The organism is Pseudomonas sp. RIT288, from assembly GCF_000631985.1.
Taxonomy (GTDB): Bacteria; Pseudomonadota; Gammaproteobacteria; order Pseudomonadales; family Pseudomonadaceae; genus Aquipseudomonas.
Genome location: NZ_JFYN01000001.1, coordinates 298,471 through 322,330 on the forward strand (window position 1 = coordinate 298,471; position 23,860 = coordinate 322,330).

Below are 23,860 nucleotides of genomic sequence, written 5' to 3' on the forward strand. Positions count from 1 at the left end.
AATCATTCCCGCCCATCAAGGGGGAACGGTTATTGCGTTTTGGCTTAGACCGCCATCGGCGCGGTCATCGGCGCATGGTGCTCATAACCTTCCAGCGAGAAATCGCTCGGCTCCACCAACTCCAGCCACTCCGGCTGATACACACCGGTCTTGGCGAACTCCGGCACGCGGTCGGAGATCTTCAGTTTCGGCATGGCGAACGGCTCGCGCTTGAGCTGTTCGTTGAGCATGTCCAGGTGGTTTTCGTAGACGTGCGCATCACCGATGAAATAGGTGAACCAGCGTGGCGTGTAGCCGGTCAGACGCCCGATCAGGCTCAACAGCGCGGCGCCTTCGGTGAGGTTGAACGGCGTGCCCAGACCCAGGTCGTTGGAGCGGATGTACAGGGTCAGGGAGATCTCTTTGGTCTCGACGTTCGGGTGGAACTGGTACAGCAGATGGCATGGCGGCAGGGCCATTTCATCGAGCTGGGCGACGTTCCAGCCGTGGAACAGAATACGGCGGCTGCCCGGATCCTTGATGATCGTGTCGACGCACTGGCGCACCTGATCGATGGCTTTGTACAGCACCACGTAGGCCTGACCGTCTTCTTCGCCCTGGGCAATCTGCTTGTAGCCGTTGCTCAGGGTTTGTTCGATGGCGGCGGTGTTGCTCAGCGGGATCTGCTTGTATGCCGGCCACTTGCGCCATTGCACACCGTAGATTTCGCCGAGGTCGTCCTCGCCCTGACGGAACGGGTTGGCCAGCCACTGCGCATTTTCGTTGGCGTTCTGGTCCCAGACCTTGCAGCCCAGCGCACGGAATTCAGCGGCATTGTTCACGCCACGCAGAAAACCGCACATCTCGCCGATGGCCGATTTGAAGGCCATCTTGCGGGTGGTGATCGCCGGAAAGCCTTCCTGCAGATCGAAACGCAGCATCGCACCCGGGAAGCTGATGGTGTTGATGCCGGTGCGGTTGGCCTGTTTGGTGCCGTTCTGAATGACGTGCGAGACCAGTTCGAGATATTGCTTCATGAGTTACCTGTGTCCTTTGAGCCCCGGCGTCGCGCGCCGGGGTTCGTAGTTTAAGCGGTCGGCGCGAGCGGCGCTGCCGGCGCACGACGATAGGCCAGCCAGATCAGGAACAGCCCGCCGACGATCATCGGTACGCACAGCACCTGGCCCATGGTCAGCCAGTTCCAGGCCAGGTAGCCCAGTTGCGCGTCCGGCACACGGACGAACTCGACGATGAAGCGGAAGATGCCGTAGAACAGGGCGAACATGCCCGATACCGCCATGGTCGGACGCGGCTTGCGCGAGAACAGCCACAGGATCAGGAACAGCGCGACGCCTTCGAGCGCGAATTGATACAGCTGCGACGGGTGGCGCGGCAGCTGCGCCGGATCGCTGAATGGCGGGAAGATCATCGCCCATGGCACGTCGGTCGGCTTGCCCCACAGCTCGGCGTTGATGAAGTTGCCGATACGCCCGGCGCCCAGACCGATCGGCACCATCGGCGCAACGAAGTCCATCAGCTGGAAGAAGGTCTTGCCGTTACGTTTGCCGAACCACAGCGCGGCAAGCATCACCCCGATGAATCCACCGTGGAACGACATGCCGCCCTTCCACACTTCGAAAATCAGCGTCGGGTTGGCGATGTAGGCGCTCAGGTCATAGAACAGCACGTAACCCAGACGACCACCGACAATCACCCCCATCGACAGCCAGAACACCAGATCGGAGAGCTTCTCCTTGGTCCAGGTCGGGTCGAAACGGTTGAGCCGGCTCGACGCCAGCAGCCACGCGCCGCCGATGCCGACGAGGTACATCAGACCGTACCAGTGGATTTTCAGCGGACCGATGGCCAGGGCCACCGGGTCGATCTGCGGGTAAGGCAGCATTGCGACTCCTCGTTAGAGTGAAACCAAAATTCCCGGGCGACGCTGCCACCTCAGGATTAAGCCAGGATTGCGGCCCGTTCTGACCCAACGGGTCAGAGCAGGAAATTCAGGCCCACGCAGAACAGCAAAGCGGCGAACAGCCGTTTCAGCAAGCGCGGCGACAATCTGTGTGCCAGGCGCGCGCCGAGACGGGCGAAAACCATGCTGGTCAGGGCAATGCCCAGCAGCGCCGGCAAATACACAAAACCGAGACTATGCGGCGGCAACAGCGGATCATGCCAGCCCAGAATCATGAAACTTAATGCACTCGCCACAGCAATCGGCAAGCCACAGGCCGACGACGTTGCCACCGCCTGCTGCATCGGCACGCTGCGCCAGGTCAGGAACGGCACGGTCAGCGAACCGCCACCGATTCCAAAAATCGCCGAGGCCCAACCGATCACACTGCCGGCCACGGTCAGACCGAGTTTGCCCGGCACCGTTCGACTGGCCTTGGGTTTGACCTCCAGCGCCAGTTGCACGGCAATGACCAAGGCGAACACGCCGATGATCTTCTGCAGGTTCGGCCCGGAAATCGCCTCAGCCGTCAGCGCACCGAACCCGGCGCCGAGCAGAATGCCCACGGTCATCCACATGAAGATCGGCCAGCGCACCGCACCACGCCGATGGTGTTCACGCACGGCATTGACCGAAGTGAAAATGATGGTCGCCAGCGATGTCCCTACCGCCAGGTGCGTGAGGATCGACTGATCGAATCCCTGCAAGGTAAAACTGAACACCAGCACCGGGACAATAATGATCCCGCCGCCAACCCCGAACAGCCCGGCCAGCACGCCCGCACAGGCGCCCAACGCCAGATAGAGCAGAAATTCCACGGCCGTCTCCCAGACGTATCCCCAAAACTGGAGCGGCATGGTAACGGATGCATGCCCTCCGGCTCCACTTACGATGGATGCACGGACGCCGACTGCGTAGAGTGAGCAGAAAACACACAAGGATCACCTTATGTGCCTGATCGTTTTCGCCTGGCGCCCGGGCCATGCCCAGCCGCTGATCGTCGCGGCCAACCGTGACGAGTTCTACGCCCGCCCGAGCCTGCCGCTGGCGCCATGGGCCGACGTGCCGCACGTGCACGCCGGGCGCGATCTTGAGGCTGGCGGCACGTGGCTGGGGATCGGCGCCAACGGGCGCTTCGCCGCGCTGACCAATATCCGCGATCCGCACCAGCCGCCGGCGCGCAAGTCGCGGGGGGAGCTGGTGGCGCGGTTTCTCGCGGGTGATGCGTCAATTGATGATTATTTGCGCGATGTGGTCGGTCGGTCGCCGGAATACGCCGGGTTCAATCTGCTGTTGGGCAATGCCCATGAGCTGTGGCACTTCAATGCGCGGACATCTGAACCGGTGATGCTTGAACCCGGAGTTTACGGCCTCTCGAATGCCGGGCTGGATACACCGTGGCCGAAGGTGCTCAAGGCCAAGGCTGCCCTGAGCGCGGTCTTGGATGATCCGCAGCCTGCACGACTGCTGGGATTACTGAGCGATGCGCAGACCGCGCCGTTTGCCGAATTGCCGGACACCGGGGTCGGGCTGGCGACCGAATCGCTGCTGTCGAGTGTGTTTATTGCCAGCCAGAGTTATGGGACGCGGGCGAGTACGGCGCTGATTGTGCAGGCGGATGGTTCGCGGCGGATGGTGGAGCGCAGTTTCGGGCCGTATGGCGGACATTTGGGCGAGGTGGAGATCAGAATCTGAAGATCGCAGCCTCCGGCAGCTCCTACAGGGATATACATTCCATGTAGGAGCTGCCGAAGGCTGCGATCTTTCAGAGGGCCTTGTTGACCGCCGGCGGATTCATCTTCGACAGCCCGAGATTCTTCAGCGCCAGTTGCAGCGAGCTGTGGATAACTTGCGGGTTATCGATCTTCATCAGCTCCGCCAGCAGATCCTTGGCCTTGCTCAGGTTGATCTGGCGCAGCATCCACTTCACTTTCGGCAAGTTGGTGGCGTTCATCGACAAGCTATCGAAGCCCATCGCCATCAACAGCACCGCCGCTGCCGGATCACCGGCCATTTCGCCGCAGATGCTCACCGGTTTGCCTTCGGCATGCGCGTCGCGCACCACGGTTTGCAGGGCTTGCAGCACCGCCGGGTGCAGGTAGTCGTAGAGATCGGCCACTCGCGGGTTGTTGCGATCGACCGCCAGCAGGTACTGGGTCAGGTCGTTGGAGCCGACCGACAGGAAGTCCACTTGTCGCGCCAGTTCCTTGGTCTGATACACCGCGGCCGGAATTTCGATCATCACCCCGATCGGCGGCATCGGCACGTCGGTGCCTTCGTCGCGCACTTCGCCCCAGGCCCGGTGGATCAGGTGCAGGGCTTCTTCGAGTTCGTGGGTGCCGGAGATCATCGGCAGCAGGATCCGCAGGTTGTTCAGGCCTTCGCTGGCCTTGAGCATCGCGCGGGTCTGCACCAGGAAGATTTCCGGGTGATCGAGGGTGACGCGAATCCCGCGCCAGCCGAGGAACGGGTTGTCTTCCTTGATCGGGAAGTACGACAGCGACTTGTCACCGCCGATGTCGAGGCTGCGCATGGTCACCGGTTGCGGATGGAACGCGGCGAGCTGCTCGCGGTAGATCGCCAGCTGTTCCTTTTCGCTCGGGAAACGCTGGTTGATCATGAACGGCACTTCGGTGCGGTACAGGCCGACACCTTCGGCGCCGCGCTTCTGCGCCCGCGCCACATCGGCCAGCAGACCGGTGTTGACCCACAACGGCATGCGGTGCCCGTCGAGGGTCACGCACGGCAGATCGCGCAGGGTGTCGAGGCCCAGTGCCAGTTGTTTCTCTTCTTCGACCACCTCGGCGAACTGCTTGCGCAGCACATCGCTGGGGTTGGTGTAGACCTCGCCGCGGGTGCCATCGACGATCACTTCGATGCCGTCGACCTTGGCGTACGGCAGGTCAACCAGGCCCATCACCGTCGGAATGCCCATGGCCCGGGCCAGGATCGCGACGTGGGAGTTACCCGAACCGAGGACCGACACCAGACCGACCAGCGTGCCTTCCGGCACCTCGCCGAGCATCGCCGGCGTCAGCTCTTCGCTGACCAGAATGGTTTTTTCCGGGTAGACCAGGTTCTGTTGACGCTCTTCCTGCAAGTAGGCCAGCAGGCGTCGGCCGAGGTCTTTGACGTCCGACGCACGCTCGCGCAGGTAGGCGTCGTCCATCAGTTCGAAACGGTTGACGTGCTCAGTGACCACCTGACGCAGCGCGCCCTGGGCCCACTGGCCGGTCTTGATCACGGTGGTGATTTCGCTGCCCAACGAGGCATCGTCGAGCATCATCAGGTAGACGTCGAACAGCGCGCGTTCTTCCGGGCGCAGCTGGGTCGCGAGCTTGGCGGACAACGCGCGCATGTCGGCGCGCACGCCTTCGATGGCGGTCTTGAACAGCGCCAGCTCGGCGTCGATGTCGGTGATGGTTTTATCTGGCACAACATCCAGGTCCGCCGGCGGCAGCATGACCACGGCGGTACCGACTGCCGCACCCGGCGAACCCGGTACGCCGACGAACTTGGCTTCCTGAATGCCTTTGCCCTGACGGCCCAGACCGCGGATCGACCCGGTGGCCTCGGCGTGGGCGATAACACCGGCGAGCTGCGCGCTCATGGTCACGAGGAAGGCTTCTTCACCTTCATCGAACTGGCGGCGTTCTTTCTGCTGGATGACCAACACGCCGACGACGCGGCGGTGGTGAATGATCGGCGCCCCGAGGAAGGAGGCGTAGCGCTCCTCGCCGGTCTCGGCGAAGTAACGGTAGCGCGGGTGATCCGCGGCGTTTTCGAGGTTCAGGGGTTCTTCACGCGTGCCGACCAGACCCACCAGACCTTCGTTGGGTGCCATGCTGACCTTGCCGATCGAGCGCTTGTTCAAGCCCTCGGTGGCCATCAGGACGAAGCGGTTGGTCTCGGGATCAAGCAGGTAGACCGAGCAGACCTGGCTGCCCATGGCCTCTTTGACGCGCAACACAATAATCCCCAACGCCGCCTTGAGATCCTTGGCGGAGTTAACTTCCTGGACGATCTTGCGCAGCGTATTGAGCATGGCTCGGGGTCGAACTCCGTCGTCAGTCGCGCGCTAAAAGGCGCGGGGCAAGCTCTTTGAGGGCGCGTCGATACACCTCGCGCTTGAATGTCACCACCTGGCCCAACGGATACCAATAACTGACCCAGCGCCAGCCATCGAACTCCGGTTTACCGGTCAAATCCATCCGCACCCGCTGCTCGTTGGAGATCAGGCGCAGGAGAAACCATTTCTGTTTCTGGCCGATGCACAGCGGTTGGCTGTGAGTACGCACCAGACGTTGCGGCAAACGATAGCGCAACCAGCCCCGGGTACAGGCCAGTATTTCAACATCTTCACGTTCCAGGCCAACTTCTTCGTTCAGCTCGCGGTACAAGGCGTCTTCCGGCGTCTCCTCGGGATTGATTCCCCCTTGTGGAAACTGCCAGGCATCTTGATTGATACGGCGAGCCCATAGCACCTGGCCGGCGTCATTCGTCAGAATGATCCCGACATTGGGGCGGAAACCATCGGGGTCGATCACGGCAACAACCTCGCAAACGCATGTCGCCGCATTGTTCCACAAAGCTTGATAAGGCGGCAACGAAGGTTCCTACCTTATGTGCACTCTTGTGAAAAGACCGTATTCTTGTCGCCTTTTTACTGACTTTTCAGCGGGTAACTGCAATGCGCCTGGCTCTATTCGATTTGGACAACACCCTTCTGGGCGGCGACAGCGATCACGCCTGGGGCGACTATCTGTGCGAACGCGGCTTCCTCGATCCGGTGGCGTACAAGACGCGCAACGACGAGTTCTACCAGGATTACCTGGCCGGCCAGCTGGATAACGCCGCGTACCTGAACTTCTGCCTGGAAATCCTCGGCCGCACCGAAATGGCCGTGCTTGAGCAGTGGCACAACGATTACATGCGCGACTGCATCGAGCCGATCGTGCTGCCCAAGGCGCTGGAGCTGCTGAAAAAACACCGCGACGCCGGCGACAAACTGGTGATCATCACCGCCACCAACCGCTTCGTCACCGCGCCGATTGCCGTGCGCCTGGGCGTTGAAACCCTGATCGCCACCGAATGCGAGATGGTCGATGGCCGCTACACCGGGCGTAGCACCGACATTCCGTGCTTTCGCGAAGGCAAGGTGACGCGCCTCAATCGCTGGCTGGATGAAACCGGTCATTCGCTGGACGACAGCTATTTCTACAGCGACTCGATGAATGATTTGCCGCTGCTGGAGCAGGTGGCGAACCCGGTGGCGGTGGACCCGGATCCGAATCTGCGCGCCGAGGCCGAGAAGCGTGGCTGGCCAGTGATCTCGTTGCGCGACTGAAGATCAAAAGATCGCAGCCTGCGGCAGCTCCTACAGAGGTACACATCCCATGTAGGAGCTGCCGCAGGCTGCGATCTTTTCGCTTCACACAGGTTTGGCCCCCATCAACCCGGCAATGGCGATAAAGCAGACAAAGCTGAACAACGCCAAGGCAAAAGTGAACTTGCCAACGCCACCCGGCACCTTGCGCAACCGATTCAACCGCACCAGCAACCAGAACCACGCCAGCGCGGCGACGGTGTACAACACGCTGGAGACCAGCAGCCAGGTCTGCCTCAGCGGCCAGCCGACCAGATGCACCATGCCCCAGCCGGTAAACGGCATGCTCAGCAAAGCCAGGCCCATCAACAGCCAGATGAACACCCGTGGCCGCTGCAAGGTGCGGCTGCCAGCCGTTGCATCACCTTTGCGGCGCGCCAGAAAAACCCAGACTCCCAGCCCCAGCGCACTGGCCAGCAACACCACGGTGGCGACCATGTGCGCAGTTTTCAGGGCAGTTAACGTTTCCATTGTTCGATTTCCTTATGGCCTGCCCATCAGCGTAGCCGCTCAGCCAAGAAACAGCTGATAGGCCGGGTTCTCGCTTTCATCCCAGTACGGGTAGCCGATTTCCTCAAGCGCCGCCGGCACCAGATGACGCTCGTCATGCGGTACTTGCAGGCCCGCGACCACCCGGCCGTCTGCCGCGCCATGGTTGCGATAGTGGAACATCGAGATGTTCCAGCGCCCGCCAAGCTTGTTGAGGAAGTTGAACAGCGCGCCCGGACGCTCCGGGAATTCGAAGCGGAATACCACTTCGTCGATCACGTGCGCCGCGTGGCCGCCGACCATGTGGCGGATGTGCAACTTGGCCAGTTCGTTGTCGGTCAGGTCGAGTACCGGGAAGCCCTGCTCGGTCAGGCTCGCCAGCAATGCGCTGCGCGGGTCGCTTTCCGGGTGAGTCTGCACGCCGACGAAGATGTGCGCTTCGCTGCCAGTGTTGTAGCGGTAGTTGAATTCGGTGATCTGGCGCTTGCCGATCGCTTCGCAGAAGGCCTTGAAGCTGCCGGCCTGCTCCGGAATGGTCACGGCAATGATCGCTTCGCGGCCTTCACCCAGCTCGGCGCGTTCGGCGACATGGCGCAAACGGTCGAAGTTGACGTTGGCCCCGGAGTCGATGGCGACGAAGGTCTGGCCACTGACGCCGCGCGACTCGACGTACTTCTTGATCCCGGCCACGCCCAAGGCGCCGGCAGGCTCGGTGATCGAGCGGGTATCGTCGTAGATATCCTTGATGGCCGCGCAGATCTCGTCGGTGCTGACGGTGATCACTTCGTCGACGTAATCCTTGCAGATGTCGAAGGTGTGCTGGCCGATCTGCGCCACGGCCACGCCGTCGGCGAAGATGCCCACGGTCGGCAGCACCACGCGCTCACCCGCGGCCATGGCCGCTTGCAGGCAGTTGGAGTCGTCCGGCTCGACGCCGATGACCTTGATGTCCGGGCGCAGGTATTTCACGTATGCCGCAATACCGGCAATCAGACCGCCACCGCCGACCGGCACGAAGATCGCGTCCAGCGGTTGTGGGTGCTGACGCAGAATTTCCATCGCCACGGTGCCCTGCCCGGCAATGGTGTGCGGATCGTCGTACGGGTGGATGTAGACGTAGCCCTTTTCATCGACCAGCTTCAGCGAGTAGGCCAGTGCTTCCGGGAACGAGTCACCGTGCAGCACCACTTTGCCGCCGCGCGAACGCACGCCTTCGACCTTGATCTCCGGGGTGGTCTTGGGCATCACGATGGTCGCTTTCACGCCCAGCACTTTCGCCGCCAGCGCCAGACCCTGCGCATGGTTGCCCGCCGACGCGGTGACCACGCCACGGGCGCGTTCTTCGTCGGTCAGCTGGGTCAACTTGTTATACGCGCCGCGAATCTTGAACGAGAACACCGGCTGCAAGTCTTCACGCTTGAGCCAGATGTCATTGCCCAGCCGCTCGGAGAGCTGGCGAGCGTTCTGCAGCGGGGTTTCTACGGCAACGTCATAAACGCGCGAGGTGAGGATCTTTTTGACGTACTGTTCGAGCATCGGAAAGCATCACTGGCGATTGGGCGGGACCGACGAGTCTAACCCGGCTTTTGGGCGCACGACCACACTGAAGGGGGGGTTTTAGGGTGTGAAGACCTACTGTGGCGAGGGAGCTTGCTCCCGCTCGGCTGCGCAGCAGTCGTAAATCAGAACATACGATCTGTCTGAAAAACTGCAAAGGGCCGCTTCGCACTCCAGCGGGAGCAAGCTCCCTCACCACAGGGTGTTTCCCCCTGCCTTGTCGCGGGGCCTATAATGCCGGCCTTTCCGTTCTCCCCTTGCCCGCTTCCGGAGCCCGCATGACCCAGGATCAACTCAAACAGGCAGTGGCTCAGGCCGCCGTCGACTTCATCCTTCCGAAACTCGACGACAAGAGCATCGTCGGGGTCGGCACCGGCTCCACCGCCAACTGCTTCATCGATGCGCTGGCCCAGCACAAGGGCGCGTTCGATGGCGCGGTCGCCAGCTCCGAAGCCACCGCTGCGCGCCTCAAGGGCCACGGGATTCCGGTGTATGAGCTGAACACCGTCAGCGACCTGGAGTTCTACGTCGACGGCGCCGACGAGAGCGACGCGCACCTGAACCTGATCAAGGGCGGCGGCGCAGCCCTGACCCGCGAGAAGATCGTCGCGGCCGTGGCCAAGACCTTCATCTGCATCGCCGACGCCAGCAAACTGGTGCCGGTGCTGGGCGAATTCCCGCTGCCGGTCGAAGTGATCCCGATGGCCCGCAGCCACGTCGCCCGCCAATTGGTGAAACTGGGCGGCGACCCGGTGTACCGCGAAGGCGTGTTGACCGACAACGGCAACATCATCCTCGACGTGTTCAACCTGCAGATCACCAACCCGGTGGAGCTGGAAGCGCAGATCAACGCGATCGTCGGCGTGGTCACCAACGGCCTGTTCGCGGCGCGCCCGGCGGATCTGCTGTTGTTGGGCACCAGCGAAGGTGTGAAGACGCTGAAGGCTGAGTAAGCCCAGACTGCCCGAAATTAATGGGCAGACGAATAAACTTGTGGGAGCGAGCCTGCTCGCGAAAGCGCCAGTTCAGCCAACATTTTCAGTGGCTGACACGACGCCTTCGCGAGCAGGCTCGCTCCGACAGTGTTTTGTGGTGTGAGTTAAGGCTGTGCAGGTTTCTTGAAGACGTAAAACAGATTCGGCTCGCTTACCAGATACAACGTCCCGTCGTCATCCATCGCAATGCCTTCGGCCTGCGGCACCCTCTTCTGCAAACCCTGCCGCCCCTTGTTCAGCGACAAGGTGCTCAGCGGACGTCCGTCCACGTCCAGTTCCAGAATCAGCCCCGACTCGTCGGACAGCGCCAGCAAGTGGCCGCTGCGCTCGTCGTATTGCAGGCTCGACAGATCACGCACGAACATCCCGGCATCGCGCTTGGGGTTGTTGATCACGTGTACCGCGTAGGACTTTTCCGGATTGAAGTGCGGAAAACCGTGCACTTCATAAATCAACATCGGATCACGTTCCTTGGCGACGAACAGGCGCTTGCCCACTGAGTCATACGCCAGGCCTTCGAAACCCTTGTTGCCGCTCATGTGCACGCCGAGAGTCATCTGTTCGGCCTCCGCCGCATCGAGGAACGTGGTGTCCTGCTCCAAATGGACCTTGATCAGGCGTTGCTGGCGCTCGTCGGTGATCACATAGGTGTCGGCGCTGATGAACTCCACGGCTTCAGGATCGCCGAAGCCGATCAGTGCGATGCGCCGCAGGATCTTGCCCTCCAGCGACAACTCGACCAGTTCGGCATTTTTGTTGGTCACGGTGAACAGGCTTTTGCGCACTGGGTCGTAGGTCAGTGCCGAGACATCGTCGTTCAGCCCGTCGATAACCCTGGCTTCAACCTCGACTCGGTATTGATCGAGGCCAATGGCCTCGCTGCTCAACGGTTGCCACAAGGTATGCAGATTGAACCAGGCGCGCTCGAACAGGCGCAGGTATTGGCCGATCGCGATCAACGCGATCAGGGCGACAACCGACAGGATGACAAACAGAGGCTTGGGGCGGGCAAGTCGACGCATTCGGGCAGGCTCGGGATCAAAACAGGCGGATGAAATATCACGCCTGTCTGAACTGAAGCTTAATGGCCACTTGCCCTTGCCACAACAGAACCGTGTAGGAGCTGCCGAAGGCTGCGATCTTTTGACGTTGATTCTAGAAAACAAAATCAAAAGATCGCAGCCTGCGGCAGCTCCTACATGAGGACCGGTGGAAGGCTTTTATTTCTGTTTTTCGAAACGATAGAACAGGTTCGGCTCACTGACCATGTACAGCGTACCGGCGTCGTCCATGGTCACGCCTTCGGCACGGGGAATGGTGTCCTTCAAGCCGTTGAAGCCGCCGAGCAGGGTCATGAAACTGACCTGCTCGCCCTTCTCGTCCAGCTCCAGCAGCAGGTGCGAGTCGGCAGACAGCACCAGGGTGTGGCCGGTACGCGGATCGATGGCCAGCGCCGAGAGGTTGCGGATATCCAGTTCATTGCTGGCCAGCTTCTGCTTGTCGCCCTTGAGCATCTGACTACCATCGCTTTTCCAGGTGAACAGCGCTGGCGGCCGCTCTTCGCCCAGCAGCAACTGCTGGTTGCGCGGATCCCAGGTGACTGCCTCGAATGCCTTGTTCTGGTTTTTCGACGGGCCGAGGTCGTATTTCGGGAAGTCGGCCATATTCAGCTCGCGGGTGTTGGCATCGACCTTGACGATGCTCAGCAGGTGCTCGCGCTCATCGACGATCGCCATCAGGCCGTTTTCCATCACGGTCAGGCCTTCCGGATTGCTCCAGCCCACCAGCGGCATCTTGCGCAGCACATCACCCTGCAGGGTCAGTTCGACCAGAAACGGATTCTTGCCCATCACCGAAAACAGGGTTTTGGTCTGTGGGTTGTAGGACAGGTCCGAAGCCTCGTCCTTTTCCATGCCCGGCAGCCGCTTGCCGTCGATCACCGCCCGATAATCCGGCAACCAGATGCTTGCCTTCTGCTCGGCCTGAGTCTCGAGTCGCTCGCGCAGCCACAGCAGACCACGGTCGTCCCAATGCATGGCAAACGCCAGGCCATAGGCGGCTGCGATCACCAGCAACAACCAGACATACCAGCGCAGGGCAAAACGTGAACGACGGGAAGTTTTGAGCTGAGTTTGAGCTGACATCAGGACGCGTTCCGAAAATTCAGGCTATGGGTAATAGCACAAAGAGGCCGGCTCAGACGCCAGAATGAGAGGAATTATCCGTACAGGATGTGAAAAAAACGGCAAATGGCGGGATTGCCCCTGCCTGATAAAACCAGATCAATAGATCGCAGCCTTCGGCAGCTCCTACAGAGACCAGTGCAGGAGCTGCCAACGGCTGCGATCTTTTGCGGTTAGCGCACGCTGCTGGTGAAGCTGCTCGCGCCGACCAGTTCCAGCACGATGTCGTCGCCGACATTCAGCGGGCCGACGCCCACTGGCGTGCCGGTGAGGATCACGTCGCCGGCCTGCAGCGAGAAGCAGCCGGCCATGTGCTGGATCATCGGCACGATCGGGTTGAGCATCGCGCTGCTGTTGCCGTCCTGACGCACTTCACCGTTGATGGTCAGGCGGATGCCGATGTCGGTCAGGTCGGCGAAGGTGCTGCCAACCACGAACGGGGCAATCACCGCCGCGCCGTCGAACGACTTGGCGATTTCCCACGGCAGGCCTTTGGACTTGAGCTCGGCCTGCTTGTCGCGCAGGGTCAAATCCAGCGCCGGAGCGAAACCGGAGATCGCGTCGAGCACTTCTTCACGGCTCGGCTTGGTCGACAGCGGCTTGCCGATCAACACGGCGATTTCCGCTTCGTAATGCACCGAGCCGCGCTCGGTCGGAATGCTGAAACCGCCTTCCAACGGCACCACGCAACTGCCCGGCTTGATGAACAGCAATGGCTCGGTAGGCACCGGGTTATCCAGTTCCTTGGCGTGTTCGGCGTAATTACGGCCAATACACACCACTTTCCCGATCGGGAAGTGAATGCGCGTGCCGTCGACGTACTGGTGCTGATAGCTCATTTACCGACTCCTGCCTTCATTGATTCATCAGGGATTGCCAATCAAACCGCGAAGATCTTGCCCGGGTTCATGATGCCGTTCGGATCGAACACCGCTTTGACCGCTTTCATATACTCGATTTCGACCGGCGAACGGCTGTACGTCAAGTAGTCGCGCTTGGTCATGCCCACGCCGTGCTCGGCGGAGATCGAACCGTTGTACTTCTCGACGGTTTCGAACACCCACTTGTTGACGGTCGCGCACTTGGCGAAGAACTCGTCCTTGCTCAGGTTATCCGGCTTGAGAATGTTCAGGTGCAGGTTGCCGTCGCCGATGTGGCCAAACCAGACGATTTCGAAGTCCGGGTAATATTCACCGACGATCGCGTCGATTTCCTGCAAGAACGCTGGCACTTTCGACACGGTGACCGAGATGTCGTTCTTGTACGGCGTCCAGTGCGAGATAGTTTCGGAAATGTACTCGCGCAGCTTCCACAGGTTCTGCAGCTGGGTTTCGCTCTGGCTCATCACGCCGTCCAGCACCCAGCCCTGCTCGACGCAGTGTTCGAAGGTTTCCAGCGCCGTGTTGGCCACTTCTTCGCTGGTCGCTTCAAATTCCAGCAGGGCATAGAACGGGCACTCGGTCTCGAACGGCGCCGGCACATCGCCACGGCCCAGCACTTTGGCCAGGGCCTTGTCGGAGAAGAATTCGAACGCGGTCAGGTCGAGCTTGCCCTGGAAAGCGTGCAGTACCGGCATGATCGAATCGAAGTCGGCGGTGCCGAGCACCATGGCGGTGAGATTTTTCGGCGCGCGATCCAGACGCATGGTCGCTTCAACCACAAACCCGAGGGTACCTTCGGCGCCGATGAACAACTGGCGCAAGTCGTAACCGGTGGCGTTCTTGATCAGGTCTTTGTTCAGCTCCAGCACATCGCCCTTGCCGGTGACCACTTTCAGGCCAGCCACCCAGTTGCGGGTCATGCCGTAGCGAATCACCTTGATCCCGCCGGCATTGGTACCGATATTGCCGCCAATCTGACTGGAGCCGGCGGAAGCGAAGTCCACCGGGTAGTACAGGCCGTTTTCTTCGGCGACGTTCTGCAGGTGCTCGGTGACCACGCCCGGCTGACACACAGCGGTGCGGTCGGTGAGGTTCACGTCGAGAATCTGGTTCATGTAGTCAAACGACACCACCACTTCGCCATTCGCGGCCACCGCGGCGGCGGACAGCCCGGTGCGCCCACCCGACGGCACCAGCGCCACTTTGTGGGTATTGGCCCAGCGGACGATGGCCTGCACCTGTTCGATGGTTTTGGGAAACACGATGGCGCTTGGCGCAGGGGCGAAGTGCTTGGTCCAATCCTTGCCGTACGCATTCAGGGAGTCGGCGTCGGTCAGGACCTTGCCAGGCTCGACCAGGGTCTTCAGTTCATCAATCAGGGCAGGATTGGTCATCGACAGAACTCTCGAACAATTCATGGTCATCCTGAAGACGCTTCACGTCGCAGGAATGAGTGTTTCGCGGGGTGGCTATGCTAGCATACCGACCCCGCAGGCCAGTGCCCAAGGCCAGTTCTGCGGTGACGGCTTTCTTGCCGTGCGGGTCAGCTCCAGGCTGCTCCCCTCCCTGCCATTTTTCTCCGGGATACAGGTTTACGCAGATGAGCAAGACTTCTCTCGATAAGAGCAAGATCAAGTTCCTTCTTCTCGAAGGCGTCCACCAATCGGCTGTCGACGTCCTCAAGGCGGCGGGCTACACCAGCATCGAATACCTGACAGGCTCCTTGCCGGAAGCCCAGCTCAAGGAAAAGATCGCTGACGCTCACTTCATCGGCATTCGTTCGCGCACCCAACTGACCGAAGAGATCTTCGATCACGCGAAGAAGCTGGTCGCGGTCGGCTGTTTCTGCATCGGTACCAACCAGGTTGACCTGAGTGCTGCCCGCGAGCGCGGTATCGCCGTGTTCAACGCGCCGTACTCCAACACCCGTTCCGTCGCGGAACTGGTGCTGGCCGAAGCGATCCTGCTGCTGCGCGGCATTCCTGAGAAAAACGCTTCCTGCCACCGTGGTGGCTGGATCAAATCCGCAGCCAACTCCTTCGAGATCCGTGGCAAGAAACTCGGCATCGTCGGCTACGGCTCGATCGGTACTCAACTGTCGGTTCTGGCTGAAGGTCTGGGCATGCAGGTGTTCTTCTACGACACCGTGACCAAGCTGCCGCTGGGCAACGCCACTCAGGTCGGCAACCTGCACGAACTGCTGGGCATGTCCGACATCGTCACCCTGCACGTTCCGGAAACCGCGGCGACCCAGTGGATGATCGGCGAGAAGGAAATCCGCGCCATCAAGAAGGGCGGCATCCTGATCAACGCCGCGCGCGGTACCGTGGTCGAGCTGGACGCCCTGGCGGACGCGATCAAGGACAAGCACCTGATCGGCGCGGCCATCGACGTATTCCCGGTGGAGCCACGTTCCAACGACGAAGAGTTCGAAAGCCCGCTGCGTGGCCTGGACAACGTGATCCTGACCCCGCACATCGGTGGTTCGACTGCCGAAGCGCAAGCCAACATCGGTCTGGAAGTGGCGGAGAAACTGGTCAAGTACAGCGACAACGGTACTTCGGTGTCGTCGGTAAACTTCCCGGAAGTGGCCCTGCCGGCTCACCCTGGCAAGCACCGCCTGCTGCACATCCACGAGAACATTCCGGGTGTGATGAGCGAGATCAACAAGGTCTTCGCCGAAAACGGTATCAACATCTCCGGTCAGTTCCTGCAGACCAACGAGAAAGTCGGTTACGTGGTGATCGACGTCGACGCCGAGTACTCGGAGCTGGCGCAAGAGAAGCTGCAACACGTCAACGGCACCATCCGTAGCCGCGTGCTGTTCTGATCAAGCGTTGAGCAACAAAAAAGGGAGCCTTCGGGCTCCCTTTTTCATGCAGCGCCGGAAATTTATTCGACGTTGACGGTGATTTTCTTCGAGACGATCGGCGGATCGAACGGCATGTGGCCGCTGTCGCCCAGTTCCAACTGCAGAGTGTGCTTGCCCGGGGCCAGTTTGATCGTGGCCTCGGTCTGCGCCTTGCCGAAGTGCATGTGATTGGCGTCATTCGGAATCGGTGCGCCAGCCGCCGGCATTTTGTCGACATCGATCAGCAGGTGATGGTGCCCGGTGTTCTTGGTGACGTCGCCGGCCGGTGCCAGCGCAACGTCCTTGACCCCGAATTTGACCTTGAACTCCTGAGCAACCGTGGCCCCGTCTTCGGGAGAAACGATGAACACTTCGGCGCCCTTGGGCGCGGGGGTCGCTGCACTGGCCAGCACTGAAACACCCATCAACAGGCCAGCCAAGGCTGCTCGTGACATAAACGTTTTCATTCTCTTCTCCAGTTTTTCCGTAAAATCCGCGCGGTCATGACAACTTCATGACCATTCGTTGTCGAAGGCACTCGACAACCATAGCAAAGCGAGCCTGACTCAGAGCATCGCAATAATGATTTCAAAGGAGTGACCATGCGCTTTCTGCCTGGCCTGATCTGCCTGCTACCCCTTCTGAGCCCTCTGGCTCACGCCGAACTGATTGATGACGTCAACGACCGTGGCGAGTTGCGCATTGCCCTTGAGGCTAATACACCGCCCTTCAATTTCAAGGATGGCGACACACTCACGGGGTTCGAGGTCGAGCTTGGGCAACTGCTGGCCAACGAGCTGGATGTGCGCGCCGACTTCATCGTCACCGACGAAGCCGACCTGCTCCAGGGCGTTGAAAGCGGCAAGTACGACGTCGCGCTCAACCACATAGCACTGACACCTGAACTCAAGGATCGTTTCGACTTCAGCGAGGCTTACGGCAAGGTCGATTCGCAGCTATGGGCGAAGAAAGATGAGCAGCCACGCCCGATGGTGCTGGTACAGGCGCTGACCGAGGAGAAGCCGAAGGCGACCCCGGTGGAGCTGGCGATTCCGTTTCAGAAGGGCAACCCGGCGTTTCAGGCGAGCCTGGCGGGGGCGTTGCAGCGGATCAAGGCGGATGGGCGCTTGGCGGCGCTGACCGAGAAGTGGTTCACCGAACCGTAGGAGCTGCCGCAGGCTGCGATCTTTTGATCTTGATTTTGAAGATCAAGAGATCGCAGCCTCGTTTCACTCGACAGCTCCTACAGAAGAATCCGGGGTGGGTTTAATCGAGCAGAGTCAGGGCTGTTGCAGCCTGCGGCAACTCCAGCTCACTGAAAACCTGCACACCATGGCGCTTGAGCAACGCGGCCGTTACGCCTTCGCCGGAGACTTTCACTCCGCTGAACGTCCCGTCATACGTCAGCAGATTCCCGCAAGATGGACTGTTGGCCTTGAGCACCGCCACACGAATCCCGTGCCTCTGCACCAACGCCAGTGCCTGCCGCGCGCCGTCGAGAAACTGCGCGCTGACGTCCTCGCCCTCGGTGGTGATCACCGCCGCCTTGCCATCGAGCACTTCGGCACCCTGCCCGCCGGGAATTTCCGCCGCTGCACGCGGGGTTGGCAAACCGCCAGCCACTTCCGGACACAACGGCACTACACGGCCCTCGGCGATCCACTGTTCGAGCAGATCGAACGGCCCGCTGGCCCCGCCGTCGTAACGCACGCGGTGGCCCAGCAGGCAGCGGCTGACCAGAATCTTCTGCATATCAGAACGGCTCGTTGCCACGGCGGCGGAACCAGCCGGTCAGCGACAGGCGTTCGCGGTGCGCCGGCAGCACTTCATGCGGCACCTCACCGGAGAGGAACACCACCAGACAGCCGCCGGTGGGTTGCACGTCGTGGACCCGTTCTTCGTCCAGATACATGCGCAACTGACCGCCGTCTTCCGGCAGCCAGCCGTCATTGAGATAGACCACCGCCGAAACCATGCGCCGGTCATCGTCGCGAAAACGATCAACGTGCTTGCGGTAAAACGCGCCCGGCGGATACAGGGCAAAGTGGCACTCGAAATCCTCGAGCCCGAGGAACAGGCCGCGATTGAGCGCCTCGCGCAGACTTTCCATCAGGTTCAGATAGCGGTCGCTGGCCTCGGCCTGGCCCGGGTCGATCCACTGGATGTGGTCGCCACGAATGCCCTCGCGAATCTCCGAAAACGGCCCACGCCCCACCGCCGCCGGCGCCAGCTCGCCCTCGGCCTCACGTTTGCGGCACTCGGCCGCCAGCTCGCGGGTCAAACCTGCGGGCAGGAAAATGTTCTGCTGCGACCAGCCGTGTTCGGCCAGGTCGTCGACGATGCGTAACAGCAGCGGGTGTTCAGAGGATATTTGCATGGCGTGCATAGTATGCCTGCGGCAAGAAATCCGACAGAGCCACGCAGCGGCTTGCTACGAATTCTCGACAAGTACCGGCACCGCACGGAGAATAGTCCGCTGCTGACAGGAGTCCCTATGCGCCGTTTGCTTTTTTCACTGTTGATGTTCTGCGTTTTGCCCGCCTGGGCGGACGGCCACGATCAGTTGTACAAGATTGCCGGCTGGCCAGATCAACGTGCGCATTTCAATGATGCCCTGAGTGCCGCGCAGCAGCGCTACCAGAACAACCTGCCGCCGGCGGTGTTTCAAGCCCTGGTCAACAACAGCAACCAGCGCTTCGCCCCCCAGGCCATGGACCAGCGTGCCGAAGCGCAACTGCGTCAGCACCTTGCCGATCCACAACCGGCGCTGACTTTCTTCCAGTCACCGCTGGGCAAGAAAATTGTCGCCGCTGAATTGCTCGCCACCCGTCGCGATCAACTGGCGAAGAACGCCAAGGGCTTGCCGAAGATGCAGGCCAGCGACAGCCGACTGCTGATCATCGGCCACCTGGCGCAAGCGCTGCCGGCACGCGAGGCCGGTGCAGAGGTCAGTCTGGCGATTGCCGGGGTGGCGGCGGACAGTTTGAGCTCGATGATCCCCGGCCTGCTCGGCGGCGGTCAGGCGCAAGGCATGCTGAACGGTCAGCGCCAGCGCCTGATGGAGCAGATCGGCACCGATTTGAACAACACGCTGCTCTACGTTTATCGCGATTTGTCGGATGACGAACTGGAGCAGTTCGCGACCTTTGCCGAGTCCAGCGAGGGCAAGGCGTATTACCAGGCGGCGCTGGCAGCGATCCGGGCGGGGTTGGCGGTGGGGCAAAGCTCTTCGAACCTCAGCCAGTAATTTCTATCACCTGAAGGGCCGCCATCGCGAGCGGGCTCACTCCTACAGAGACCGCGATTAAACGCAGGAGTGAGCCTGCTCGCGATGAGGCCCTCGAAAGCGCTAAAGATTCCGCCCCCTGATCCGCTTGTTCAGAAACTCGAAATACTCCTCGCGCATCTCCAGCGTCTCATTGGCCAGATGATGCCGCGCCTGCGGCAGCAGCAGAATCTGCGGCCGGTCGAACTTCCACTTCAGCACCTGCAAGTTGTGCTGCCAGTCCACGGTCATGTCCGCCTGCCCCTGAATGATCAGCGGCCGTCGCGGACTTTTTTTCGCGTGTTCGACCCGGATGATCCAGCGCGACAGCGCACCGACCCACGCCGTCGGCAAGCGTTTGGGCTGTAACGGATCGGTCTGCAGAAACGGCAGGAAATCCGGATCGTTGGAGTTCTCGCTGAAGCGCCGGGTGACGCCCCGCACGAAAGGCCTCAGCAAGTAATAACTGAGCTGCGACCAGCCCCAGGCGCGCGGACGCACCAGCGGCGCCAGCAGAATCAGCTGGCCCTGCGCCGGACTGTTCTCGCCATGATTGAGCACATGATCGACGACGATCGCGCCGCCAGTGCTTTGTCCGCATAGGTGCCAGGGTTGCGGCAGGGCTATCGAATTGGCTTCGGCGAACAACGCCTGCAAGGTGTCCTGATATTCGGAGAAATCACGGATGCTCGCCCGCGCTCCGCTCGACAGACCATGGCCCGGCAAGTCGCAGGCGATCACCGCAAAATCCTGATCCAGCGCCCACTCGATCACATGTCGATACAGCCCGGTGTGATCGTAAAAACCGTGCAGCAGAAACAGCGTGCCCTTGACCTTTTCCGGCCACCAGCAATGACTGACCAGTTCATAACCGTCCACCTCGAACCGACCCATGCCGCGCCAGACATCGCGCTCGGGGAAGTCGGTCTGATAGAACCGCTGATACGCCTTGGCCTCGTCCGACAACGGCTGCCACTGGGCCAAAGGCTTGAGGCTGGCGCGTAAATGATCGGCATCGAAAGTGTCAGGCATGCGGGTATTCCAAAGCGGTAAACAGACTTTATCGGCCTGCGATATTCATCTGTTGCGGCAAGCATGGCAAGCTAGCCCCCCTTCGAGGATCGAAAAACCATGCGCTCGCCCTACCGCACCGCACTGTTTGCCAGCCTGCTCGCGCTTGTGTGTGCCGGGGTGCTGTGGGCGGCGTACGACTGGTTTCAAGGGCGCTATCTGCGCGCGTTCAGTCAGCACACCGCCGTGTTTTCCGGGGATCCGTTGCGCCTGCCGGATGAACTGGCCGGCCCCGGCAAAATCCGTCTCGTGCATTTCTGGGACCCGGCCTGCCCATGCAACGTCGGCAATCAACAGCACCTGACGGAAATGGTCGAGCAGTTCGGCCCGCGCGGTGTGGAATTCTTTGCGGTGCAGCGTGGCGGCAGCCACGGCCAGTTGCCCGCCACCCTGAGCAATCTGAAAACCATTGCGGTATTGCCCGGTTCCGAGCAGGTACCGGCCAGCCCCGCCGTGGCGATCTGGGATCGCAGCGGCAAACTGGCGTACTTCGGGCCGTACAGCGAAGGGCTGACCTGCAACTCCAGCAACAGTTTTATCGAACCGATCCTCAATGCCCTGACCGAAGATCGCCCGGTCAACGCCACGCACACCCTGGCGGTCGGGTGTTATTGCCCGTGGCCGGTGGTGGCGCAGTAAGGCATTCCGGACTTTTCGAGGACAGCGATGCACGGCACGGAAGGTCTGTGCTAATTGTTTGCAGCCCGACGGGCGGCAATCCCGCATGCACAAGGAGTCACCATGAAACGCGTCTTCACCGTTCTTGCCTTGCTCATCGTTGTCCTGCTCGCCGGCGTCGGCGGCTACCTCTACAGCAAGCAACCGACGCGTCAGGGCCAGGTGGAGCTGCGCAATCTGCAGGGTTCGGTGACCGTGCGCTACGACGAACGCGGGGTGCCGCATATTCGTGCCGAGAACGAAACCGATCTGTATCGCGCCCTCGGCTACGTGCACGCTCAAGACCGACTCTTCCAGATGGAAGCCATGCGCCGCCTCGCGCGCGGCGAGCTGGCCGAAGTACTCGGGCCGAAGCTGCTCGACACCGACAAACTGTTCCGCAGCCTGCGCATCCGCGAACGCGCCGCCAGTTATGTCGCCAGTCTCGATAAGCAGTCACCGGCATGGAAGGCCCTGCAAGCCTATCTGGACGGCATCAATCAGTATCAGGACAGCCACGCCGCGCCGGTGGAGTTCGACGTGCTGGGCATCCCCAAAAGGCCGTTCACCGCCGAAGACAGCATCAGCGTCGCCGGTTATATGGCCTACAGCTTTGCGGCAGCGTTTCGTACCGAACCGTTGCTGACCTACGTGCGCGATCAACTCGGCGCCGACTACCTCGGCGTCTTCGACCTCGACTGGCAGCCCAAAGGCGTGCTCGCCAAAGGTCACGCCAATAAGATCCCGCCCCTCGCCGCCGGTGACTGGCAAGACCTCAACGCTCTCGCCCGCCTCAGCGAGCAGGCGCTGATTGAAAACGGCCTGCCGCAATTCGAAGGCAGCAACGCCTGGGTGATCGCCGGCAGCCGCAGCCAGAGCGGCAAACCGCTGCTGGCCGGTGACCCGCACATTCGTTTCTCGGTGCCGTCGGTGTGGTACGAGGCGCAACTGTCGGCGCCGGGCTTTGAGCTCTACGGCCATCATCAGGCGCTGGTGCCGTTCGCGTTCCTTGGGCACAACCTCGATTTCGGCTGGAGCCTGACCATGTTCCAGAACGACGATCTGGATCTGATCGCCGAGAAGGTCAACCCGGACAACCCGAATCAGGTCTGGTACCACGGCCAGTGGACCGACCTGGTCAGCACCGAGCAGCAGATCGCGGTGAAGGGCCAGGTGCCGGTGACGCTGACCCTGCGTCAGTCACCCCACGGCCCGATCGTCAACGACGCCCTCGGCACCGCTGCCGGCAAGACCCCGATCGCCATGTGGTGGGCGTTCCTCGAAACACCGAACCCGATCCTCGAAGGTTTCTACCAGCTCAACCGCGCCGATACCCTGGCCAAGGCCCGTGCGGCGGCGGCCAAAGTGCAGGCGCCGGGGCTGAACATCGTTTACGCCAACGCCAAGGGTGACATCGCCTGGTGGGCCTCGGCGCTGTTGCCCAAACGCCCGACCGGGGTGAAGCCGGAGTTCATTCTCGATGGCAGCGGCAATCAGGCGGACAAGGACGGCTACTACCCGTTCAGCGCCAACCCGCAGGAGGAAAACCCGGCGCGCGGCTACATCGTCTCGGCCAACTTCCAGCCGCTGTCGCCGACCGGGATGGAGATTCCCGGTTACTACAACCTCGCCGATCGCGGTCAGCAGCTCAATCGCCAGCTCAGCGACAAGAGCGTGAAATGGAGCAACGAGGCCAATCAGAAACTGCAACTGGGCACCACCACCGCCTACGGCCCGCGCACCCTGGCGCCATTGCTGCCGGTGCTGCGTGAAGTGGTGAGCGATCCGGCGCAACTGAAACTGGTCGAGCAACTGGCGCAGTGGCAAGGCGACTATCCGCTGGATTCGGTCAGCGCCACAGTATTCAACCAGTTCCTTTACGACCTCGCCGATGCGGCGATGCGTGATGAGCTGGGCAACGATTTCTTCGAAACGCTGCTGTCGACCCGGGTGATCGACGCCGCCCTGCCCCGCCTGGCGGCGAATGCGGATTCGCCGTGGTGGGACAACCGCAACACGCCGAACAAGGAAACCCGTGCCGATATCGTCAAAGCGGCGTGGCTGGCGAGCATGGCGCACTTGAAACAGACCCTCGGCGACAATCCGTCGGACTGGCATTGGGGTACGGCGCACACCCTGACCCACGGTCATCCGTTGGGTCAGCAGAAGCCGCTGGACCGGATCGTCAATGTCGGGCCGTTCGCTGCGTCGGGCAGTCATGAAGTGCCGAACAACCTCTCGGCCAAGCTCGGCCCGGCGCCATGGCCGGTGACCTATGGGCCTTCGACACGGCGTCTGGTGGACTTCGCCGACCCGGCGCACAGCCTGACCATCAACCCGGTCGGCCAGAGTGGCGTGCCGTTCGACAGCCACTATGACGATCAGGCCGAAGAGTACGTCGAGGGGATGTATGTGCAGGCGCACTTCAGCGAGGAAGAGGTGACGGCCAATACTCGCAGTACCCTTAAGCTGTTGCCGGCAAGGGCTGCGCAGTAGTTTTGTGCTGACAGCACCGGCCCCTTCGCGAGCAGGCTCGCTCCCACATTTGAAATGCATTCCCCTGTGGGAGCGAGCCTGCTCGCGAAG

Annotated in this window: 23 protein-coding genes; 8 read left to right on the forward strand and 15 right to left on the reverse strand. The window is 61.3% G+C overall.

All coding sequences use genetic code 11. From position 1 onward, the window contains the following. Nucleotides 1-44 precede the first annotated feature (44 nt). The 3 genes from BW33_RS01335 to BW33_RS01345 all read right to left on the reverse strand — a co-directional run bounded on the left by BW33_RS01335 (nt 45) and on the right by BW33_RS01345 (nt 2,757). Nucleotides 45-1,016 (reverse strand): thymidylate synthase, encoded by a 972-nt coding sequence (locus tag BW33_RS01335; RefSeq protein WP_047596629.1) that lies wholly within the window; start codon nt 1,014-1,016, stop codon nt 45-47. A 50-nt stretch (nt 1,017-1,066) separates the two neighbouring features. Continuing rightward, on the reverse strand, nt 1,067-1,882 hold the full coding sequence (gene lgt, locus BW33_RS01340; RefSeq protein WP_007965581.1) for a prolipoprotein diacylglyceryl transferase: 816 nt from the start codon (nt 1,880-1,882) through the stop codon (nt 1,067-1,069). Between the two features lie 92 nt (nt 1,883-1,974). After that, nucleotides 1,975-2,757, reverse strand: a complete 783-nt coding sequence (locus BW33_RS01345; RefSeq protein ID WP_027610537.1) for a sulfite exporter TauE/SafE family protein — start codon at nt 2,755-2,757, stop codon at nt 1,975-1,977. A gap of 130 nt (nt 2,758-2,887) precedes the next feature. Here BW33_RS01345 and BW33_RS01350 point away from each other — a divergent pair, with 130 nt between their 5' ends. Further along, nucleotides 2,888-3,634, forward strand: coding sequence for an NRDE family protein (locus BW33_RS01350; RefSeq protein WP_047596632.1), 747 nt, complete (start codon nt 2,888-2,890; stop codon nt 3,632-3,634). Nucleotides 3,635-3,704: 70 nt separating this feature from the next. Here the strand turns inward: BW33_RS01350 and ptsP are convergent, their stop codons facing one another. Both ptsP and BW33_RS01360 read right to left on the reverse strand, forming a co-directional pair. Next, nucleotides 3,705-5,984 (reverse strand): phosphoenolpyruvate--protein phosphotransferase, encoded by a 2,280-nt coding sequence (gene ptsP / locus BW33_RS01355; protein WP_047596633.1) that lies wholly within the window; start codon nt 5,982-5,984, stop codon nt 3,705-3,707. A 22-nt stretch (nt 5,985-6,006) separates the two neighbouring features. Beyond that, on the reverse strand, nt 6,007-6,486 hold the full coding sequence (locus BW33_RS01360) for an RNA pyrophosphohydrolase (protein ID WP_003229203.1): 480 nt from the start codon (nt 6,484-6,486) through the stop codon (nt 6,007-6,009). 143 nt (nt 6,487-6,629) lie between these two features. Between BW33_RS01360 and BW33_RS01365 the strand changes: the two genes are divergently transcribed. Next, a complete protein-coding gene (locus tag BW33_RS01365; RefSeq protein ID WP_047596635.1) occupies nt 6,630-7,286 on the forward strand; it encodes an HAD family hydrolase in 657 nt (218 codons plus the stop codon). A gap of 84 nt (nt 7,287-7,370) precedes the next feature. Here the strand turns inward: BW33_RS01365 and BW33_RS01370 are convergent, their stop codons facing one another. Beyond that, complete coding sequence (locus BW33_RS01370) at nt 7,371-7,796, reverse strand: DUF2269 domain-containing protein (protein ID WP_047596636.1); 426 nt, start codon at nt 7,794-7,796, stop codon at nt 7,371-7,373. A 39-nt stretch (nt 7,797-7,835) separates the two neighbouring features. Continuing rightward, nucleotides 7,836-9,350 carry a threonine ammonia-lyase, biosynthetic gene (gene ilvA, locus BW33_RS01375; RefSeq protein ID WP_047596637.1) on the reverse strand — a complete coding sequence of 505 codons (1,515 nt, stop codon included), beginning with the start codon at nt 9,348-9,350 and terminating at the stop codon, nt 7,836-7,838. A 299-nt stretch (nt 9,351-9,649) separates the two neighbouring features. On the opposite strand from ilvA, the gene rpiA reads away from it, so the two are divergent. Continuing rightward, the gene (gene rpiA / locus BW33_RS01380) at nt 9,650-10,324 is read left to right on the forward strand and encodes a ribose-5-phosphate isomerase RpiA (RefSeq protein WP_007913886.1); all 675 of its coding nucleotides are present in this window, start codon (nt 9,650-9,652) and stop codon (nt 10,322-10,324) included. Between the two features lie 146 nt (nt 10,325-10,470). Here rpiA and BW33_RS01385 read toward each other — a convergent pair whose 3' ends face one another. From BW33_RS01385 to BW33_RS01400, 4 genes are all read right to left on the reverse strand, one after another. Next, entirely contained in the window at nt 10,471-11,388 is a 918-nt protein-coding gene (locus tag BW33_RS01385) for an SdiA-regulated domain-containing protein (protein WP_047596638.1), read from the reverse strand. Nucleotides 11,389-11,586: 198 nt separating this feature from the next. Continuing rightward, entirely contained in the window at nt 11,587-12,510 is a 924-nt protein-coding gene (locus BW33_RS01390; RefSeq protein WP_047596639.1) for an SdiA-regulated domain-containing protein, read from the reverse strand. A gap of 212 nt (nt 12,511-12,722) precedes the next feature. Beyond that, a complete protein-coding gene (locus BW33_RS01395; RefSeq protein WP_047596640.1) occupies nt 12,723-13,388 on the reverse strand; it encodes a fumarylacetoacetate hydrolase family protein in 666 nt (221 codons plus the stop codon). Nucleotides 13,389-13,429: 41 nt separating this feature from the next. Then, a complete protein-coding gene (locus tag BW33_RS01400) occupies nt 13,430-14,824 on the reverse strand; it encodes an FAD-binding oxidoreductase (protein ID WP_047596642.1) in 1,395 nt (464 codons plus the stop codon). A 206-nt stretch (nt 14,825-15,030) separates the two neighbouring features. On the opposite strand from BW33_RS01400, the gene serA reads away from it, so the two are divergent. Next, nucleotides 15,031-16,260: a phosphoglycerate dehydrogenase gene (gene serA, locus BW33_RS01405; protein ID WP_025112046.1), complete on the forward strand. Its 1,230-nt coding sequence runs from the start codon at nt 15,031-15,033 to the stop codon at nt 16,258-16,260. Nucleotides 16,261-16,322: 62 nt separating this feature from the next. On the opposite strand, the gene BW33_RS01410 is transcribed toward serA, so the two are convergent. Then, nucleotides 16,323-16,748 (reverse strand): DUF4399 domain-containing protein, encoded by a 426-nt coding sequence (locus BW33_RS01410; RefSeq protein ID WP_047596643.1) that lies wholly within the window; start codon nt 16,746-16,748, stop codon nt 16,323-16,325. A gap of 135 nt (nt 16,749-16,883) precedes the next feature. Here BW33_RS01410 and BW33_RS01415 point away from each other — a divergent pair, with 135 nt between their 5' ends. Then, nucleotides 16,884-17,447, forward strand: a complete 564-nt coding sequence (locus tag BW33_RS01415) for a transporter substrate-binding domain-containing protein (protein ID WP_047596644.1) — start codon at nt 16,884-16,886, stop codon at nt 17,445-17,447. A gap of 100 nt (nt 17,448-17,547) precedes the next feature. Here BW33_RS01415 and BW33_RS01420 read toward each other — a convergent pair whose 3' ends face one another. Both BW33_RS01420 and BW33_RS01425 read right to left on the reverse strand, forming a co-directional pair. Beyond that, nucleotides 17,548-18,033 carry a DUF523 domain-containing protein gene (locus BW33_RS01420; protein ID WP_047596645.1) on the reverse strand — a complete coding sequence of 162 codons (486 nt, stop codon included), beginning with the start codon at nt 18,031-18,033 and terminating at the stop codon, nt 17,548-17,550. A 1-nt stretch (nt 18,034) separates the two neighbouring features. Next, complete coding sequence (locus BW33_RS01425; RefSeq protein WP_047596646.1) at nt 18,035-18,667, reverse strand: 2OG-Fe(II) oxygenase; 633 nt, start codon at nt 18,665-18,667, stop codon at nt 18,035-18,037. A 108-nt stretch (nt 18,668-18,775) separates the two neighbouring features. On the opposite strand from BW33_RS01425, the gene BW33_RS01430 reads away from it, so the two are divergent. Continuing rightward, nucleotides 18,776-19,528, forward strand: a complete 753-nt coding sequence (locus BW33_RS01430) for a DUF2059 domain-containing protein (RefSeq protein ID WP_047596647.1) — start codon at nt 18,776-18,778, stop codon at nt 19,526-19,528. Nucleotides 19,529-19,630: 102 nt separating this feature from the next. On the opposite strand, the gene BW33_RS01435 is transcribed toward BW33_RS01430, so the two are convergent. Then, complete coding sequence (locus BW33_RS01435; protein WP_047596648.1) at nt 19,631-20,578, reverse strand: alpha/beta hydrolase; 948 nt, start codon at nt 20,576-20,578, stop codon at nt 19,631-19,633. A 99-nt stretch (nt 20,579-20,677) separates the two neighbouring features. Between BW33_RS01435 and BW33_RS01440 the strand changes: the two genes are divergently transcribed. Together BW33_RS01440 and BW33_RS01445 are read left to right on the forward strand one after the other, a co-directional pair. Next, on the forward strand, nt 20,678-21,256 hold the full coding sequence (locus BW33_RS01440; protein WP_047596649.1) for a DUF6436 domain-containing protein: 579 nt from the start codon (nt 20,678-20,680) through the stop codon (nt 21,254-21,256). 102 nt (nt 21,257-21,358) lie between these two features. Next, nucleotides 21,359-23,770, forward strand: a complete 2,412-nt coding sequence (locus BW33_RS01445; protein WP_047596650.1) for a penicillin acylase family protein — start codon at nt 21,359-21,361, stop codon at nt 23,768-23,770. The last annotated feature ends 90 nt before the right edge of the window (nt 23,771-23,860 follow it).

Coding starts and splice junctions, on each gene's coding strand:
- BW33_RS01435 (WP_047596648.1), bottom strand. CDS start 20,578: ATGCCTGACACTTTCGATGCCGATCATTTACGCGCCAGCCTCAAGCCT.
- BW33_RS01350 (WP_047596632.1), top strand. CDS start 2,888: ATGTGCCTGATCGTTTTCGCCTGGCGCCCGGGCCATGCCCAGCCGCTG.
- BW33_RS01445 (WP_047596650.1), top strand. CDS start 21,359: ATGAAACGCGTCTTCACCGTTCTTGCCTTGCTCATCGTTGTCCTGCTC.
- ilvA (WP_047596637.1), bottom strand. CDS start 9,350: ATGCTCGAACAGTACGTCAAAAAGATCCTCACCTCGCGCGTTTATGAC.
- BW33_RS01365 (WP_047596635.1), top strand. CDS start 6,630: ATGCGCCTGGCTCTATTCGATTTGGACAACACCCTTCTGGGCGGCGAC.
- lgt (WP_007965581.1), bottom strand. CDS start 1,882: ATGCTGCCTTACCCGCAGATCGACCCGGTGGCCCTGGCCATCGGTCCG.
- BW33_RS01390 (WP_047596639.1), bottom strand. CDS start 12,510: ATGTCAGCTCAAACTCAGCTCAAAACTTCCCGTCGTTCACGTTTTGCC.
- BW33_RS01395 (WP_047596640.1), bottom strand. CDS start 13,388: ATGAGCTATCAGCACCAGTACGTCGACGGCACGCGCATTCACTTCCCG.
- BW33_RS01430 (WP_047596647.1), top strand. CDS start 18,776: ATGCGCCGTTTGCTTTTTTCACTGTTGATGTTCTGCGTTTTGCCCGCC.
- BW33_RS01425 (WP_047596646.1), bottom strand. CDS start 18,667: ATGCACGCCATGCAAATATCCTCTGAACACCCGCTGCTGTTACGCATC.
- rpiA (WP_007913886.1), top strand. CDS start 9,650: ATGACCCAGGATCAACTCAAACAGGCAGTGGCTCAGGCCGCCGTCGAC.
- BW33_RS01440 (WP_047596649.1), top strand. CDS start 20,678: ATGCGCTCGCCCTACCGCACCGCACTGTTTGCCAGCCTGCTCGCGCTT.
- BW33_RS01385 (WP_047596638.1), bottom strand. CDS start 11,388: ATGCGTCGACTTGCCCGCCCCAAGCCTCTGTTTGTCATCCTGTCGGTT.
- BW33_RS01420 (WP_047596645.1), bottom strand. CDS start 18,033: ATGCAGAAGATTCTGGTCAGCCGCTGCCTGCTGGGCCACCGCGTGCGT.
- BW33_RS01400 (WP_047596642.1), bottom strand. CDS start 14,824: ATGACCAATCCTGCCCTGATTGATGAACTGAAGACCCTGGTCGAGCCT.
- BW33_RS01415 (WP_047596644.1), top strand. CDS start 16,884: ATGCGCTTTCTGCCTGGCCTGATCTGCCTGCTACCCCTTCTGAGCCCT.
- ptsP (WP_047596633.1), bottom strand. CDS start 5,984: ATGCTCAATACGCTGCGCAAGATCGTCCAGGAAGTTAACTCCGCCAAG.
- BW33_RS01410 (WP_047596643.1), bottom strand. CDS start 16,748: ATGAAAACGTTTATGTCACGAGCAGCCTTGGCTGGCCTGTTGATGGGT.
- BW33_RS01335 (WP_047596629.1), bottom strand. CDS start 1,016: ATGAAGCAATATCTCGAACTGGTCTCGCACGTCATTCAGAACGGCACC.
- serA (WP_025112046.1), top strand. CDS start 15,031: ATGAGCAAGACTTCTCTCGATAAGAGCAAGATCAAGTTCCTTCTTCTC.
- BW33_RS01370 (WP_047596636.1), bottom strand. CDS start 7,796: ATGGAAACGTTAACTGCCCTGAAAACTGCGCACATGGTCGCCACCGTG.